Genomic DNA, 16,185 nt, shown 5'->3' with positions numbered 1-16,185 from the left:
GTAACGATATTTTTGAACTAATCATATATTAAGTCATAAAAAAAGCTTCTATGTAAAAACATAGAAGCTTTAATATATTTACCATAAATAATTAAACAACGCCTTGAGCTAGCATCGCATCTGCAACTTTTACAAAACCAGCAATATTTGCGCCTGCAATGTAATCTATAGATCCATCATCGTTTTTTCCATACTTTACACAAGAATCATGAATATCCTCCATAATATCTTTTAATCTTGCATTTACTTCTTCTCTCGACCAACTTAAACGTAATGAGTTCTGACTCATCTCTAAACCAGAAGTTGCTACTCCGCCTGCATTAGAAGCTTTGCCTGGAGCGAATAAAATTTTAGCTTTTTGGAATTCGTGAATGGCTTCTGGTGTTGATGGCATGTTAGCTCCTTCGGACACACAGATACATCCATTCTCTATTAATTGTTTTGCCTCATCTCCATTTAACTCATTTTGAGTAGCACATGGCAAAGCAATATCACATTTTACAGACCATGGTCTTTCACCTACTATATATTTTGCGTTAGGATATTTATCTGCATACTCACTAATTCTACCACGTCTTACATTTTTAAGATCCATGACAAAATTTAATTTCTCGGTATTAATTCCATCTTCATCTAAAATGTAACCTCCCGAATCTGACATTGTTAGTACTGTTGCACCTAATTCTAGCGCTTTTTCAGCAGCATATTGCGCTACATTACCTGATCCAGAAATCACAACCCGTTTTTCATTAAAAGAATCGTTTTTTGTTTTTAGCATATTATCTGCAAAGTAAACGTTTCCATATCCTGTTGCTTCTGGTCTAATTAGTGATCCACCCCAAGAAGCTCCTTTACCTGTAAGTACACCTGTAAATTCATTCTTAAGTTTTTTATACATCCCAAACATAAACCCAATCTCTCTTCCTCCTACACCAATATCTCCTGCAGGAACATCTGTATTTGGACCAATATGTCTAAATAATTCACTCATAAATGCATGGCAGAAACGCATAATCTCATTATCTGATTTTCCTTTAGGGTCAAAATCAGAACCACCTTTACCTCCACCCATTGGTAATGTCGTTAATGAGTTTTTAAACACTTGCTCAAAAGCTAAAAACTTTAAAATACTAGCGTTTACTGTTGGATGAAAACGCAATCCTCCTTTGTATGGACCAATTGCCGAATTCATCTGAACTCTATATCCTCTATTTACCTGTATTTCTCCTGCATCATCTACCCAACTTATTCTAAAAGAAATTAGCCTTTCAGGTTCAACCATTCTCAATAAAATATTCTTACCGTGATATATATCGTGCTTAGCGATATAAGGAATAACTGTTTCTGCTACTTCTTTAACTGCTTGTAAAAATTCTGGCTCGTGGCCATTACGTTCCTTTACAAGCTCTAAAAAAGTGTCAATTTTATCTTTCATATATGTTACTGTTAAGAAATTGTGATTTATTGGATGCAAAGATACATTATCTGTAAAAATAACTACTTATTTTTTTTTATTCTCAATAATTTTTTCACAATATCAAAATTCTTTAAAACTTATAGACCACAATAGACTATGCGTTTTATCTGTTTTATTTGGTAGTTCGTCGAGTTTTTATATATTTGTTCGGCAAGAGCCTCAACAATAAATTTATATGGTAATAAACATAAAGAGACTATTCATTCCATTTGCAGTGTTTTTATCTATGCAGCTAAGTTATGCTCAGCTAGGTTTTTCTCACGAAATTGGTGTTATTGCTGGCCCTATAGCCTATCAATCCGATTTTGGTGTTCGTTATGATTTTGAAACAAATTCTGGAAATACAGGTTTTGGTATTGGTATAGTTCATTATATTAACTTTGCTTATCGTGCTGATTGTAATTGTTACACAACTGACACCTACTTCAATGATCATTTTAAATTAAGAAGTGAAATTGCTTGGAACAAAACGACTCTTAATCATTTTGGTAAATGGGTAGAAAATGATAGAACAAGTGCTGATGCCGATCGTTTAAGAGCACATACTGGTGAAGCTCAAAATTGGAATATTGGAATGCAATTAGAGTTTTTCCCTAGAAGTGTGAGAGCTTTTTCTGCTGGTGCTTATTCATTTGCACCATTTGCAAGTTTAGGAGCACATTATGTCTCGTACAATCCTAGTGTTAAGACTTCATACGGAGATACGAATATTGAAGACGCCAACAATTTTTATTCCTACTGGGATCCAGGCTCTGTTAGCGACCAAAGCGGATCTACATGGTCTGTAGTATCTAGTGTGGGAACAAGATATAAACTGACTATCTTGTCAGATTTGATGATAGACTTAAGGTTTCAGTATTTTTTTAGTGATTTCACAGATGGTCTAGATCATCAATTATCATCTAATAAATCTAATGACTGGTTAGTATGGCTAAACTTTGGTTACATCTATTATCTAGATTAAGGTTTCAACAATAAGAACATTTAACCATACCAAATCATATGATTTGGTGTTTTCATTATTCAAAATCTAAATTTAATTATCCTATCGCTTGTTTTAAATCTGCAATTAAATCATCCTCATCTTCTATACCAACACTTAATCTTATTAAGGAATCTACGACACCTGTTTTTTCACGTTCTTCTTTCGGAATACTAGCATGCGTCATACTTGCTGGATGACCTGCTAAGGATTCTACACCACCAAGAGATTCTGCTAAAGTGAAGATTTTTAAATTTTCAACAACCTTAATGGCTTCTTCATAGTTGTTTCCTTTCGTTGTAAAGGATACCATGCCACCAAAATTATTCATCTGAGATTTTGCGACATCATAATTTGGGTGACTTTCAAAACCTGGCCAATACACCTTTTCAATTTTTGGGTGATTGACTAAAAATTCTGCTACAGCCTTTCCATTTTCACAATGGCGTTGCATACGTATATGAAGTGTTTTAATTCCTCTTAAAGCTAAAAAAGCATCTTGAGGGCCGCAAATTGCACCTCCAGCATTTTGAATAAAATATAAGCGATCAGCTAATTTCTTATCCTTTACAATTAATGCTCCCATTACTAAATCACTATGACCTCCTAAATATTTAGTAGCAGAGTGCATTACAATATCTGCTCCAAAATCTAATGGTCGCTGTAAATATGGAGTTGCAAACGTATTGTCAACTGCAAACAATACATTATGTTTTTTAGCTATTTTTGCTGTTGTAAGAATATCTATAATATTCATCATTGGGTTAGTTGGAGTTTCTACCCAGATCAGTTTAGTTTTATCATTAATATAGTCTTCAATGCGTTCTGCATTTTCCATACCAATGAAATGGAATTTTATTCCGAAGTCTTCATAGATTTTAGTAAATAAGCGGTAAGTTCCCCCATATAAATCGTTTGTAGAAACCACCTCATCACCAGATTTTAATAATTTTAAAACTGCATCGATAGCAGCTAAACCAGAGCCAAATGCCAATCCGTAATTTCCGTTTTCTATACTCGCAAAAGCATTTTCTAATGCATTTCTAGTTGGATTGTGTGTTCTAGAATACTCATAACCTTTATGGGCACCAGGAGTAGTTTGAGCATACGTTGAAGTTTGATAAATTGGAGGCATTACAGAGCCATAAGCAGGGTCGTGATCCTGACCTCCATGTATTGTTTTTGTATTAAATTTCATTTGTATTGAATAAAAAATTAAAAAGCCTTTAGACGTATGCTGCGAAATAACTTAACAGAATGTGGATCTTTTTTAAGCACAACAAATTTAACCTATATTCGTTCTATCTAAATCTATACAATACCTTTATTCTATGTTTAACAAAACTCATATATTTTGAAGCGTTTTTTTTGTTTTTTTGTTTTTCTAATACATTTAAATTCGTGTACTACTGAATTTAAACCTGCTACTTTTAATACTGTAACAATTGAAAAGTCTTTTGATGCTGATATTACTGGCACTTATGACAATGCTAAAGGCAAAAGTGAACTTAGTGAGGCTATTAATACCAGTATTAAAAATGCTATTATTGGCACATTAAGTTCAATTAAAAACAAGACGGAACTTAATACCATTTTAAAAGAATTTAATTCAGAATATCTAAGTTTTAAAAAGGACTTTCCAGATGCTTCGGAGCCTATTTGGGAACTAAACATAGAGACTGAGTTATTGTATCAGTCTCAAGACATTATTACCATAGCGATTAGTGTTTACGAATTTAAAGGTGGTGCGCATGGAAATGAGAAAATTAAATTTCTAAATTTAAATGCTAAATCTGGCCAAGTTCTAAACCAAAATGATATTGTTAAAAAAATGGATGCCTTTTATACCTTAGCTCAAAAGCATTTTGTGAAATCATTAGAGGTCGAAGAAGACAACTTAACAATGGAAGATTTCTTTTTTGGAAAGCCATTTCAATTACCTGAAAATATTGGTTTTAGCGATGATGGATTAGTTTTGCTTTACAACGCTTATGAAATCGCATCCTACAATCAAGGTTATACTGAATTTATAATTCCGTTTGATGACGTAGAATCTTATCTAAAGATAAATTAATCCGTTTTTCTTGTTAATCTTTTAATAATTGGCTCTACAGTCAAACCCTGTCCTACAATAGATAATATTACTACAATATAGGTGATTACTAAGAATAGTTCTCTATGCATTTCTTTAGTAAGACTTAAAGCTAAAGCAATAGATATACCACCACGTAAGCCGCCCCAAGTCATTATTAAATTTGTTTTTGGGACAAAGTCTAATCGTTTAGCAAAAAACTTAATCGGCAACCATAAAGAGATATAACGACACATTAATATAATTGGTATCGCTAAGAGGCCAGCGTAAATATATTTCTCCTCTAATGTTAAGACTAGTATTTCCATACCAATCATAACAAACAGAATAGTATTTAAAAGTACATCTATAAGTTCCCAAAACTTATCGACATAAGCTTCAGTTGTCTCAGACATCGCGGAATTTCTAACGGTATCATTACCAACAATAAGTCCTGCAGTTACCATTGCCAATGGTGCTGATAAGTGAAATTTATGCGCCAACATGGTTCCTCCCATTACAACTGCTATAGTTAAAATTACCTCTACCTCGTAATTATCAATAGATTTCATTAAACGATATGCTATCCAACCGATTAACAATCCTAGGAACACTCCTCCTATAACCTCTTGTCCAAACAGGGTTGCTATTTCAGAAAATTCAATAGCTGCATTAGGCTTAGCGGCAATGGCAAAAATTGTTAAAAAAACTACAACACCTACTCCATCATTAAACAATGATTCACCAACAATTTTAGCTTCTAGTTTTTTTGGTGCTCCAGCTTTTTTTAGAATTCCCAAAACTGCAATAGGATCTGTTGGTGAAATTAAAGCACCAAACAACAAACAGTAAATGAATTCAACATTTAGTCCTATCCATTGTAAAACATAAAACATTACAACACCAACTAAAAACGTTGAAACTAAAACTCCTAAGGTTGCGAATGCTAATATTGGGCCTCTCTGAATTTTTAACTGATTAAAATTGGTATGCAAAGCACCAGCAAAAAGCAGAAAACTTAGCATAATATCGAGTAGAACAGTTTCAAAATCAATGCTCGATATAAATTCTTTTTCCTTTGCAAGAAGTGTATCATCAAATTGTCCAATTCCAACTAAAATAACTGTAAACACGATAGTTATTAGCATTAGACCAATAGTAATTGGAAGTTTTAAAAATTTCACGTTTATATATCCAAAGATTGCAGATAGAACTATTAAAATTGTTGCGATTGAGTAGTATTCCATAACATTAAATCAATTTTCTAGGTGCTAAAATATAACCTAAATAGATACCTTCATGAAAATTATTAAAGTCTATCGCTTCTTCAGCATTACTTAAAGTGCTTTTGGTACTGAACTTATATTGATTATACGGCATCAACTTCGGCTTGAGAACTCCCTTCTGTATTTGTTCATTTTCTATATGTTGCAACCATTTCATCAGAGGCAACCACTAAGATTTAGATAAATTATACACCAATAATTGTTGTTTAGCTCTGATGTGTACAATATTCAAAATACTGTTATTATTAAACCCTATTGGCGCTTTATTCAATTCTTATAACGTGCAATTTTTATAACACTTCTTAATAATTTCAGCTTCTTATTGCAATGCTGAAAACGCAATAAGTATAAATATATTTTTCTAAATGTAACTAAAATTAGTATTAATTAAGGTTACTTTGTAGTCTCAAAATTGTTGAGATTTCGGATATGAAAAAAATATATTATTTAAGCACTTGTAATACTTGTATGCGAATTATAGCTGAACTCAATTTATCTAATGAGTTTCTACTCCAAGACATAAAAATTGAATCTATTACTAAAGTTCAAATTGAAAATTTGAGAGCGCTAACTGATAGTTACGAAAGTCTGTTTAGTAAACGTGCAAGACTATATAAAGTACTTAATTTAAAAGATAAGTCACTTACTGAAGAAAATTATAAAAACTACATTTTAGAACACTATACATTTCTAAAACGTCCCGTAATTATAATTGACGATAAGATATTTGTAGGCAATTCTAAAAAAACAATAGAAGCAGCAAAACTCTCTATACATGAATAGTAGAGGCTTTGCTATTTTTGCGCTCTTTATGGTCCAGGTTTTATACGGACTCAATTATACCTTTGCAAAAACGGTAATGAATGAAAATTTTGTAAAACCATTTGCGTTAACGGTTTTAAGAGTTGGCGGTGCTACAATTTTATTTTGGTTATTCAGTATTTGGTTGCCAAAAGAAAAAGTTGAGCAAAAAGACTATTTTAAATTTTTTATCGCTGCAGTGTTTGGTGTAGCCATAAACATGCTGTTTTTTTTAAAAGGTGTTGAACTAACAACACCGATACATGCCTCTGCTATTGTAACTATAACACCTGTTATTATTTTAATTTTATCATCGATTATATTAAAAGAAAAAATTACAACTTTAAAAATTAGTGGTGTTGCCTTAGCTTTTTTTGGTGCTTTAGCCTTAACGCTCTTTGGCGATTCTGAAAGAGAAGGAGACAATATTATTTTAGGAAATACTTTTATTTTATTAAATACTTTCTTCTATAGTGTTTACATCATTCTAATAAAACAGTTAACCGCAAAATATCATCCCTTTACTTTTATAAAATGGTTGTTCCTTTTTGGATTTTTTATGGTATTACCATTTGGCTATAATGAATTACAAGAGGTACAGTGGCAAACATTTACACCCTATATTTCATTTTCTGTACTCTTTGTTGTTATTGGAGCAACTTTTGGGACTTATTTACTAAATCCGATAGCGCTAAACAAGTTAAAGGCCTCAACAGTTGGTGTGTTTATTTATTTGCAACCTGTAATTGCTGGTCTATTTGCCCTTATTATGGGAGCAGACACAATAGATACATTAAAAATTATTGCGATGGTTCTTATATTTTCTGGTGTATATTTAGTCACGCTTAAACCTAAAAAAATTAACTGATTTGTCTTTAAAATCTAAAATATTTAAAACGGTAAATAGCATTCCTCAAGCTTATTGGGATAGCGTAAATTGTTGCACCAACATTTATTATTCTCCAGAGTTTTTAAGTGCCTTCGAACTTGCAAACACTGATATTGAATTTAATTACATCTTTATTTTAAAAGGTGAAGAGGCTGTAGCTTTTGCAAACACACAAATCGTAACTATTGGTATTGAAACCATTACCAAAAACATTAAAATGTATGCTAATTTAAGGCGTGTTATTAATAAAATGTTTTGTAATAATCATGTCCGCGTTTTGTTTTGTGGCAATGTATTTTTAAGTGGTGAATATGGTACGTTTTTAAAGGATGGTGAAGATAAAATTGAAACGTTTAAAGCCATTGCTGATGGAGTAAAGCACTTATCCAAAATTACAAAAAAACTCAGTGCCATTTTTGTTAAAGATTTTGAAAAAGAATCCCTTTACATTACAAATCATTTAAAATCTTACAACTATACTGCAATGCATGTAGAACCTAATATGATTATTACTCTAAAACCAGAATGGCATTCTTTTGATGATTACATAAACACCTTAAAATCAAAATATAGAGTAAAAGCGAATAGAGCAGATACTAAAAGCAAAAGTTTGAAAGCTCAATTTTTTACTGTTGAAGATATTCAAACACACGAAAAACAACTACAGGAATTGTATCAGAATACTATTAACAATGCAGATTTTAATGCACAAATCTTAAATCTCGATACCTATATTCATCTTAAAAAAGCGTACCACGAAAAATTTATTGTAAAAGGTTATTTTTTAGATGGCAAATTGGTTGGATTTCTTTCTGCTATGCAAAATGAAACGCATCTTGATGCACATTTTATTGGCATTGATTATTCTAATAATAAAGAATTTGCCATATACCCAAGGATTTTAAATGATTATGTAAAACTCGGTATTGAAACAAAATCAAGTCAAATTAATTTAGGTAGAACAGCTTCAGAAATTAAAAGTACGCTTGGTGCAAAACCAAAATCTTTAGTGTGTTATTGTAAACATAAAAGGCATATTCCTAATAAAATTTTGACACCTTTTATAGAAAATGTTCATATAAAATCATTTAAACAGCACTCGCCTTTTAAATAAGAATTTATTCTCATCGGTTTTGGTCGCACACCATTCTTTCGAGTATCCTCTTTAGAAAGGATTTTATAACTTTCAGATTTTGGAAATTTTTGAACTAATTCTAATAAAAATTCTGGTAAACCAGTTAATTTTCTTGCTTTTAAATCTATCCAACCACCTTGCATTTCACAATAAGCTAAGTTTTCACCTTTATGATTGTAAAAATTATGCTCAAACATAAAAAGCATACCATCTTCACTTAGTCCCGAAACCTCTATAGTAACTGTAATTGGTGCTCCAAGAAACGATTCTTTAAAATAGTGCATGTGTTCATAAAATACCACTAGCCCTAAATTATTATTTTTAATTTCTGGCATTGAGAAGCCAAATTCTTCAAAAAATGCCATACGCGTATGGCTCATAAAATTAGTGTAGGCAGAATTCGCTAAATGACTATTAGCATCCACATCACTCCAACGGATTTCAAACTGTTTTTTGTACATAGATTACATTTCAAATATGGTTACACCAAATTAAACATGTAATGTCGTATAAAGAAATTACATATTCAAGTAGGTATGGCAAAGTTATAAAAGTCAATTCCAGAAACTGGTTCCTTTAGAAACTATTTAAACAAACCATAAAACCATTCAATTTTGTACCTTTGCGCAACTTTAATAGCAGCATCTTAATGATACAATCCATGACAGGTTACGGGAAATCTGTACTTCAGCTCCCAACAAAAAAAATATCTATTGAATTAAAATCACTGAATAGCAAAAGTTTAGACCTTAACGCTCGTATGCCATCCATGTATCGTGCAAAAGAGTTAGAAATCAGAAAACTTATTGCCAAAAACCTTGTTAGAGGAAAGGTCGATTTTTCGCTATTTGTAGAAATTACTGGTGAAGACACAAGCTCAAAAATTAATAAAACAGTAGTAAATGAATACATAAAACAACTCAAGGATGTTGTTAATGGTAATGCTACTGAACTATTAAAAATGGCAATTCGTTTACCAGATGCGGTAACCACTGAACGCGATGAAATCGATGAAGAAGAATGGAGCACAATTAACACTGAAATAATAGAAGCCATTTCTAAAATTGTGATTTATCGAAAAGATGAAGGCGCCATTTTAAAACAAGATTTTATAGATAGAATTACTACACTTAGACGTTTATTAGATGAGGTTATCACTATGGATCCTGATCGTATTGACGGAGTAAGAGCTCGTTTAGAAAAGGGTATTTCTGATATCAAAGAGAAGGTAGATGAAAATCGTTTTGAGCAAGAGTTGGTTTATTACATTGAAAAATATGATATTACCGAAGAAAAAGTACGATTAGATAATCACTTAGACTATTTTACTAAGGCACTAAATTCTGATGATTCTAATGGCAAAAAACTGGGTTTCATTTCTCAAGAAATAGGAAGAGAAATTAATACTATAGGTTCAAAATCTAATTATGCTCCGATGCAAAAATTAGTAGTTCAGATGAAAGATGAGCTCGAAAAAATTAAGGAACAATTATTGAATGTCCTGTAATTAGTTGACAGTGTATAGTCGCAGTTAGCATTAAAAAATCATTGTCAATGTTAAAAGAAAATAAAAAAAAACAAGGTAAGCTCATCGTATTCTCAGCACCTTCGGGCTCAGGAAAAACAACAATTGTTCGTCATTTATTAAAGCAGCAAGAACTCAATTTAGAGTTTTCTATTTCTGCAACATCTAGAGAAGCAAGAGGTAATGAGGCACACGGAAAAGATTATTACTATTTATCTTTAAAAGAATTTAAAAACAAAATAAAAGCAGATGAATTCTTAGAATGGGAAGAAGTTTATAGAGACAACTTTTACGGTACGTTAAAAACTGAAATTGAGCGTATTTGGGCAAAAGGAAAACATGTTATTTTTGACATTGATGTTTCTGGAGGTTTACGTATAAAACGAAAATTTCCCGAACAAACATTAGCTGTTTTTGTGAAGCCACCAGATTTAAACGAACTCGTAAGACGTCTTAAAGACAGAGGGGAAGAGAATGAAGAAAAAATAAGTATGCGTGTTGCAAAAGCACCTGCAGAATTAGCAACTGCGCCACTATTTGATGTTATTGTTGTCAACTCTGATTTAGACCAGGCTCTAGAAAACGCTTATAATTTAGTTTCAGATTTTATAGCTCAATAATATGAAGATTGGTTTATATTTTGGCACCTTTAACCCAATACACATTGGTCATTTAACTATTGCTAACCATTTAGCAGAACATAGCAATTTAGACCAAATTTGGTTTGTAGTAACTCCAATGAGTCCTTTTAAAAAGAAAAGTAGTTTACTCGATAATCACCAGCGTTTAGAAATGGTATATCGTGCCACAAAGGATTACACAAAATTAAGACCTAGTGATATTGAATTTGATTTAAAACAACCCAACTATACTATAGATACACTCACTTATCTTTTCGAAAAATTTCCTGAACATGAGTTTGCTTTAATAATGGGTGAAGACAACTTAAAAAGTTTTCATAAGTGGAAAAATTATGAGCTTATTCTAGAGAATCATTCTATTTATGTTTATCCTAGACTTTCAAATGGAAAAATAGAAACTCCGTTTAACGACCATCCTAAAATTTTTAACATACCTGCGCCAATAATGGAGCTTTCTTCTACGTTTATAAGAAATGAAATTAAAAGCGGGAAAAATGTTCGACCTATGTTATCTGATAATGTGTGGCATTATATAGACGAGATGAATTTTTATAAATAAAATCTGAATTATTTTTTCAATTTGCTATATAATCATTAAATTTATCTAAAGAAAAAGAATGACGTTTACCATTGTGTTTTTTAATTTTCATCTCAAGCTTAATTTTAATAAAAGTGAGAGACGTTTCCTTGAGAAATAATTTAAACGTGAAAGACGAAAAGCGACTTTTAGTTGCTGGTGGATTAGTAATTCTATTTTTAATAACAAATATAACATTGCCTTATCCTCAGTCATTATATTGGTTCCTCTTTCTTGGTATCATATTAATTAGCTTTGTATTATGTCGTGGTATTATAAAAAAGGAATCTTTACGTTTTAAGAGTTTAAACACAAAAGACATGACAGTAAACGTAGCCTTCTACGGTCTCTTTATTATTGTTACGCACTTGTATATTTAAAAATGATAAAACGCATTTTCTAGATGCTCAACACTAAATCCTTTTTTCTCTTTTACAATAGCAATAATATCGAACCGGACTTCTAGATCTAGGTCATTCTCATTTACATATTCATCTACTGCCTTTACCAAGTTTTTTATTTGTTTGGGCTTTACAAAGTCTTGCGGATTACCAAAATCTATTGTTGACCTTGTTTTAACTTCAATAACGGCTAGAATATTATCTTTTAGTGCTAAAACATCTACCTCAGCTTTATCAAAACGATAGTTTCTCTCAATGATTTCGTACTTATTTTTAAGTAGAAAATCTACGGCTAATTGCTCTCCTTTTTTACCAAGTTCGTTATGTTGTGCCATGCTCACCTCCCACGAAAGTGGTTATCTTTTTAGTTCAACTTAAATTTTATAATTAGCATCAATATAATCAATTGCTTGTTGCTGAGTTAAAACTGAGAAATTTTTATAGCGATTATGCACATCAACAATTTCATCTAATGCGTGTTGCACTAGCTCTTTGTTTTTCCATGTATTAAGATGTGCAACAACAGTTTTTAAGCAACCACGCTTATATGATATTTGTCCAAGAACATGAATTAACGTATCTGAAACACGTTTGGTTTCGTCAAATTCAAGCTCCTTTAATAATGGTAAAATATCTTGAGGATGTGTTCTGCCTCTCAATTCAATACCATGGCAAATCTCTCGTCTAATTTCCTTGTCTTGATGTTGAAGATATATCTTTGCCCAAGCCAAAACTGGCACAGGGTTTCGTTCTCCCATTTTCTTGATTGAGCCTATAACTGCATTTCTAACGCGATGATGGTCGTCAAATAAACCAGTATCCATAAAATCTTTAATCTTATTAAAATGAAACTTCCCGATTTCACCAGCAGCATTAACTATTGTTTGTCTTACCAATTCATTAACAGAGCGTATCAAATGTTTTAATACAGAAAGTATTATGAGTTGTAATTGCGGTTGTGCATAGAAAATTTTACCCACAGCCAAATAGCCTGTTTTACGAATATAAGTGTCATCATCTGAAAAGTATATTATAATGTTTTCAGTCTTGTTTTGTTTTAAATCATTTTCAATTTCTTGATTGATTTTTTCTACAATTTGGTTACGTTCTTGTTTTGTGAGGTCGTAGAATGACATGTTATTTCTTAAAAACAAGCGAAGTACTTTCCTTCTCAACTTTCAATTCCACAATTCGCCCCAAAACCAACGCTCTATTATCTTTCTCATGACCTGCTGGCATATTAAAAGCGATTGGAAAATCATAATCTACTAAAGCATCAAGAATTAATTGTTCTACTGAAGTTCCCCAAAGTGTAGTATTCTGTCGCATTTTAGATATATTACCTACGATAAGACCATTACAGTTATCAAAATAACCAGCACGTTTCATACTCTGTAGCATACGATCTATATGATACTTGTATTCGCCTATTTCTTCAATAAAAAGAATCTTTCTAGAGGTGTCAATACTTTCTTTTGATCCTAACATAGTATGCAACATTGTTAAGTTACCACCAACCAATTGACCTGAAGCCTCACCTACTCTGTTATAATTAGAACCTTCTAACACATAATTCGTTGGCTTCCCAAATAAAGCCGATTTAAAAGTGTCTATCGAACTCTTTACTTCGCTTAAATCCTTTGTTAAACTTACGCACAATAAAGCATGAAGTGATTCAAATCCTTTATTTTGTAATTGGTTATGTAAAGCAGTAATATCACTATAACCAATAACCCATTTTGGGTTTTCTTTAAATCTTTTATAATTCAGTTTATCTAAAATTCTAACCGTTCCGTAACCGCCTCTTGCGCACCAAATAGCACTAATTTTAGGATCATCCATAGCTTTTTGCAAATCCTCACAACGCTCGTCATCAGTACCAGCAAAATGATTCGATTTACTAAATACGTGTTTACCAACTATAGCATATAAACCCCAACTTTTTAATAAATCAACGGCTTGTTGCACTTCGCGCTCTCGATTTTTCAAGATGCCAGATGGTGCAACAATAGCAACTGTATCGCCTGCTTTTAAATATGGTGGCTGAATTAATTCTGATATCATTTCAGTAGAATTATCAGTTTCCGTTTGAGTATAAACATTCATAGACATTACTAAAGCAACAGCATAAATTAAATATTTAAATTGTGGTCTCAAGGTCATAAAAACTGCTTTCTGTAAATGTACATTTTTTTTCTAAATCGCTTTTATATTGTGTATTTTTGTGCCTTGAAAAAATCCGAAACTATGCCGAAAAGATATACCATAACAGCAGCATTACCATATACAAATGGACCAATACATATTGGGCATTTAGCTGGTGTTTATGTACCCGCAGATATTTACTCAAGATACTTAAGGTTAACAGGTAGTGACGTTGCTTTTATATGCGGAAGTGATGAGCATGGGGTCCCCATTACAATTAAAGCAAAAAAAGAAGGTGTTTCTCCACAATATATAGTAGATAAATACCATGCCAACATAAAAAAATCTTTTGAAGATTTTGGTATTTTATTTGATAATTACTCGCGTACATCGGCTAAAATTCATCACGATACAGCTTCAGAATTTTTTAAAACACTTTACGATAAAAATGAATTTGTTGAAGAAGTTTCAGAACAACTATACGATGCAGAAGCTAATCAGTTTTTAGCAGACCGTTTTGTTATAGGCAAATGCCCTAAATGTGGTAATGAAGAAAGCTATGGTGATCAATGTGAAAACTGTGGAACTAGCCATAACGCAACAGATTTAATAAATCCAAAATCTGCTATTACAGGAAATGTGCCTAGTTTAAAAGAAACCAAACACTGGTTTTTGCCTTTAAATAAGTACGAAAATTTTTTAAGAGAATGGATCCTAAAAGGACATAAAAAGGATTGGAAGCCTAATGTGTATGGACAAGTAAAATCTTGGATTGATGATGGCTTAAGACCAAGAGCCGTAACCAGAGATTTAGATTGGGGAATTCCTGTACCAGTTAAAGGTGGTGAGGGCAAAGTGCTCTATGTTTGGTTTGATGCACCTATCGGTTATATTTCTGCCACAAAAGAATGGGCAGAACGCGAAGGGAAAAACTGGGAAGACTACTGGAAAGACGAAAACACAAAGCTTGTTCATTTTATAGGTAAAGATAATATTGTATTTCACTGTATTATTTTCCCAGCGATGCTAAAGGCTGAGGGCTCTTATATTTTACCCGAGAATGTCCCTGCAAACGAATTTTTAAATTTAGAAGGTAATAAGTTATCAACCTCCAAAAATTGGGCCGTTTGGTTACCAGACTACTTAATAGATTTTCCTAATCAACAAGATGTATTGCGTTATGCTTTAACAGCTAATGCACCAGAGACAAAGGATAACGATTTTACTTGGAAAGATTTCCAAGCCAGAAATAACAATGAATTGGTTGCTGTTTTCGGAAACTTTATTAATCGCGTTGTGGTTTTAACTAATAAGTATTATGAAGGTGTTGTTCCTACTCCATCAGACTATTTAGATATTGACAAAGAGACTTTAGCTACAATAAAAGCATATCCAGCTGTAATATCTAGCTCTATTGAACGATATCGTTTTAGAGAAGCGAGCCAAGAATTAATGAATTTAGCACGACTTGGGAACAAGTATTTGGCTGACGAAGAACCATGGAAAACAATTAAAACAGACGAAACACGTACTAAAACAGTAATGTTTATAGCTTTACAAATTGCTTCAGCTTTAGCTGTTTTATGTGAGCCGTTTTTACCTTTTACTTCAAAAAAACTCAAAAACATACTTGGCTTATGTCATAACGAGGAAGGAACTAATGTGGTAATCTCTTCAAATAATGAGATTGCCACGACTCAAACAAATGTGTCTCTTAATGACGAATTAAAATGGGGCGATATTTCCACAAAAGAAATCTTACTTCCTGCTGCGCACCAAATTGGTAAAGGAGAACTATTATTTTCAAAAATTGAAGATTCTGAAATTCAAACACAGCTCGATAAATTAGAAGCTAGTAAAAAAGCTAATGAAGCTGCTAAGAAAATTCTAGAGCCTCAAAAAGACGAAATTACATTTGAAGATTTTACAAAATTAGATATTAGAGTTGGCACGATTCTAGAGGCAGAAAAAATGCCAAAAACTAAAAAACTACTTGTTTTGAAAGTAGATACTGGTATAGATACACGTACAATAGTTTCGGGTATTGCAGAAAGCTTTAAACCAGAAGATATTATTGGTAAACGGGTTACTGTATTAGTGAATTTAGCTCCAAGAGCTTTGCGCGGAATTGAAAGCCAAGGTATGATTTTAATGACTGAAGATAAGTTTGGTAATTTGGTGTTTGTGAATCCTGACTCTTCGACTGCGCTCAGTGTTAGTGAAGAAGATGTTTCTAATGGATTAAAAATTAGTTA

General features: G+C 32.2%; 17 protein-coding genes. 9 read left to right on the top strand and 8 right to left on the bottom strand.

The features are described from left to right. Positions 1-91 precede the first annotated feature (91 nt). Positions 92-1,435, bottom strand: coding sequence for an NADP-specific glutamate dehydrogenase (gdhA, locus tag AAC053_RS01815; protein WP_339752040.1), 1,344 nt, complete (start codon positions 1,433-1,435; stop codon positions 92-94). A gap of 217 nt (positions 1,436-1,652) precedes the next feature. Between gdhA and AAC053_RS01810 the strand changes: the two genes are divergently transcribed. Continuing rightward, a complete protein-coding gene (locus AAC053_RS01810; protein WP_339752039.1) occupies positions 1,653-2,441 on the top strand; it encodes a glutamate dehydrogenase in 789 nt (262 codons plus the stop codon). A gap of 76 nt (positions 2,442-2,517) precedes the next feature. Here AAC053_RS01810 and AAC053_RS01805 read toward each other — a convergent pair whose 3' ends face one another. Continuing rightward, positions 2,518-3,657, bottom strand: coding sequence for a cystathionine gamma-synthase (locus tag AAC053_RS01805; RefSeq protein ID WP_339752038.1), 1,140 nt, complete (start codon positions 3,655-3,657; stop codon positions 2,518-2,520). A gap of 156 nt (positions 3,658-3,813) precedes the next feature. Here AAC053_RS01805 and AAC053_RS01800 point away from each other — a divergent pair, with 156 nt between their 5' ends. Continuing rightward, on the top strand, positions 3,814-4,533 hold the full coding sequence (locus AAC053_RS01800; RefSeq protein ID WP_339752037.1) for a DUF3298 domain-containing protein: 720 nt from the start codon (positions 3,814-3,816) through the stop codon (positions 4,531-4,533). Here the strand turns inward: AAC053_RS01800 and AAC053_RS01795 are convergent. Continuing rightward, on the bottom strand, positions 4,530-5,777 hold the full coding sequence (locus AAC053_RS01795) for a sodium:proton antiporter (RefSeq protein ID WP_339752035.1): 1,248 nt from the start codon (positions 5,775-5,777) through the stop codon (positions 4,530-4,532). The genes AAC053_RS01800 and AAC053_RS01795 overlap by 4 nt on opposite strands. A 4-nt stretch (positions 5,778-5,781) precedes the next feature. Continuing rightward, positions 5,782-5,910 (bottom strand): hypothetical protein, encoded by a 129-nt coding sequence (locus AAC053_RS01790; protein ID WP_339752034.1) that lies wholly within the window; start codon positions 5,908-5,910, stop codon positions 5,782-5,784. Between the two features lie 335 nt (positions 5,911-6,245). Between AAC053_RS01790 and AAC053_RS01785 the strand changes: the two genes are divergently transcribed. Genes AAC053_RS01785 through AAC053_RS01775 form a run of 3 tightly spaced genes read left to right on the top strand, consistent with a single transcriptional unit; the run spans position 6,246 to position 8,620 of the window. After that, positions 6,246-6,599: an ArsC/Spx/MgsR family protein gene (locus AAC053_RS01785; RefSeq protein WP_339752033.1), complete on the top strand. Its 354-nt coding sequence runs from the start codon at positions 6,246-6,248 to the stop codon at positions 6,597-6,599. Continuing rightward, complete coding sequence (locus AAC053_RS01780) at positions 6,592-7,485, top strand: DMT family transporter (RefSeq protein ID WP_339752032.1); 894 nt, start codon at positions 6,592-6,594, stop codon at positions 7,483-7,485. The genes AAC053_RS01785 and AAC053_RS01780 overlap by 8 nt, the downstream gene beginning before the upstream one ends. 1 nt (position 7,486) lies before the next feature. Then, entirely contained in the window at positions 7,487-8,620 is a 1,134-nt protein-coding gene (locus tag AAC053_RS01775; RefSeq protein ID WP_339752030.1) for a hypothetical protein, read from the top strand. Here AAC053_RS01775 and AAC053_RS01770 read toward each other — a convergent pair. After that, positions 8,581-9,102: an acyl-CoA thioesterase gene (locus AAC053_RS01770; RefSeq protein ID WP_339752028.1), complete on the bottom strand. Its 522-nt coding sequence runs from the start codon at positions 9,100-9,102 to the stop codon at positions 8,581-8,583. The two genes, AAC053_RS01775 and AAC053_RS01770, sit on opposite strands and share 40 nt — an antisense overlap. 188 nt (positions 9,103-9,290) lie before the next feature. Between AAC053_RS01770 and AAC053_RS01765 the strand changes: the two genes are divergently transcribed. The 3 genes from AAC053_RS01765 to nadD are packed head-to-tail and all read left to right on the top strand — an operon-like array spanning position 9,291 to position 11,366. After that, positions 9,291-10,148 carry a YicC/YloC family endoribonuclease gene (locus AAC053_RS01765; RefSeq protein WP_339752026.1) on the top strand — a complete coding sequence of 286 codons (858 nt, stop codon included), beginning with the start codon at positions 9,291-9,293 and terminating at the stop codon, positions 10,146-10,148. Positions 10,149-10,195: 47 nt separating this feature from the next. Further along, on the top strand, positions 10,196-10,786 hold the full coding sequence (gmk, locus tag AAC053_RS01760) for a guanylate kinase (RefSeq protein WP_339752025.1): 591 nt from the start codon (positions 10,196-10,198) through the stop codon (positions 10,784-10,786). A gap of 1 nt (position 10,787) precedes the next feature. Continuing rightward, on the top strand, positions 10,788-11,366 hold the full coding sequence (gene nadD / locus AAC053_RS01755; protein ID WP_339752024.1) for a nicotinate (nicotinamide) nucleotide adenylyltransferase: 579 nt from the start codon (positions 10,788-10,790) through the stop codon (positions 11,364-11,366). 394 nt (positions 11,367-11,760) lie between these two features. Here nadD and AAC053_RS01750 read toward each other — a convergent pair whose 3' ends face one another. The 3 genes from AAC053_RS01750 to AAC053_RS01740 are packed head-to-tail and all read right to left on the bottom strand — an operon-like array spanning position 11,761 to position 13,849. Next, positions 11,761-12,120: a YraN family protein gene (locus AAC053_RS01750; protein WP_339752022.1), complete on the bottom strand. Its 360-nt coding sequence runs from the start codon at positions 12,118-12,120 to the stop codon at positions 11,761-11,763. Between the two features lie 39 nt (positions 12,121-12,159). Beyond that, positions 12,160-12,921, bottom strand: coding sequence for a HEAT repeat domain-containing protein (locus AAC053_RS01745; protein WP_339752021.1), 762 nt, complete (start codon positions 12,919-12,921; stop codon positions 12,160-12,162). A gap of 1 nt (position 12,922) precedes the next feature. Further along, the gene (locus tag AAC053_RS01740; RefSeq protein ID WP_339752126.1) at positions 12,923-13,849 is read right to left on the bottom strand and encodes an LD-carboxypeptidase; all 927 of its coding nucleotides are present in this window, start codon (positions 13,847-13,849) and stop codon (positions 12,923-12,925) included. Between the two features lie 183 nt (positions 13,850-14,032). Between AAC053_RS01740 and metG the strand changes: the two genes are divergently transcribed. Further along, the coding region (metG, locus tag AAC053_RS01735) for a methionine--tRNA ligase (RefSeq protein ID WP_339752019.1) at positions 14,033-16,185 on the top strand (2,153 nt) is incomplete at its 3' end.

The organism is uncultured Winogradskyella sp., assembly GCF_963975125.1.
Lineage (GTDB): Bacteria > Bacteroidota > Bacteroidia > Flavobacteriales > Flavobacteriaceae > Winogradskyella.
This window is presented reverse-complemented; position numbering and strand designations above follow the sequence as displayed.

What these genes read in the sequence shown, in the direction of transcription:
- AAC053_RS01790 (WP_339752034.1), bottom strand. Translation starts at nt 5,910, where the DNA reads ATGCCGTATAATCAATATAAGTTCAGTACCAAAAGCACTTTAAGTAAT.
- gmk (WP_339752025.1), top strand. Translation starts at nt 10,196, where the DNA reads ATGTTAAAAGAAAATAAAAAAAAACAAGGTAAGCTCATCGTATTCTCA.
- AAC053_RS01770 (WP_339752028.1), bottom strand. Translation starts at nt 9,102, where the DNA reads ATGTACAAAAAACAGTTTGAAATCCGTTGGAGTGATGTGGATGCTAAT.
- AAC053_RS01750 (WP_339752022.1), bottom strand. Translation starts at nt 12,120, where the DNA reads ATGGCACAACATAACGAACTTGGTAAAAAAGGAGAGCAATTAGCCGTA.
- AAC053_RS01765 (WP_339752026.1), top strand. Translation starts at nt 9,291, where the DNA reads ATGATACAATCCATGACAGGTTACGGGAAATCTGTACTTCAGCTCCCA.
- AAC053_RS01780 (WP_339752032.1), top strand. Translation starts at nt 6,592, where the DNA reads ATGAATAGTAGAGGCTTTGCTATTTTTGCGCTCTTTATGGTCCAGGTT.
- AAC053_RS01740 (WP_339752126.1), bottom strand. Translation starts at nt 13,849, where the DNA reads ATGATATCAGAATTAATTCAGCCACCATATTTAAAAGCAGGCGATACA.
- AAC053_RS01805 (WP_339752038.1), bottom strand. Translation starts at nt 3,657, where the DNA reads ATGAAATTTAATACAAAAACAATACATGGAGGTCAGGATCACGACCCT.
- AAC053_RS01810 (WP_339752039.1), top strand. Translation starts at nt 1,653, where the DNA reads ATGGTAATAAACATAAAGAGACTATTCATTCCATTTGCAGTGTTTTTA.
- AAC053_RS01785 (WP_339752033.1), top strand. Translation starts at nt 6,246, where the DNA reads ATGAAAAAAATATATTATTTAAGCACTTGTAATACTTGTATGCGAATT.
- nadD (WP_339752024.1), top strand. Translation starts at nt 10,788, where the DNA reads ATGAAGATTGGTTTATATTTTGGCACCTTTAACCCAATACACATTGGT.
- AAC053_RS01795 (WP_339752035.1), bottom strand. Translation starts at nt 5,777, where the DNA reads ATGGAATACTACTCAATCGCAACAATTTTAATAGTTCTATCTGCAATC.
- gdhA (WP_339752040.1), bottom strand. Translation starts at nt 1,435, where the DNA reads ATGAAAGATAAAATTGACACTTTTTTAGAGCTTGTAAAGGAACGTAAT.
- AAC053_RS01745 (WP_339752021.1), bottom strand. Translation starts at nt 12,921, where the DNA reads ATGTCATTCTACGACCTCACAAAACAAGAACGTAACCAAATTGTAGAA.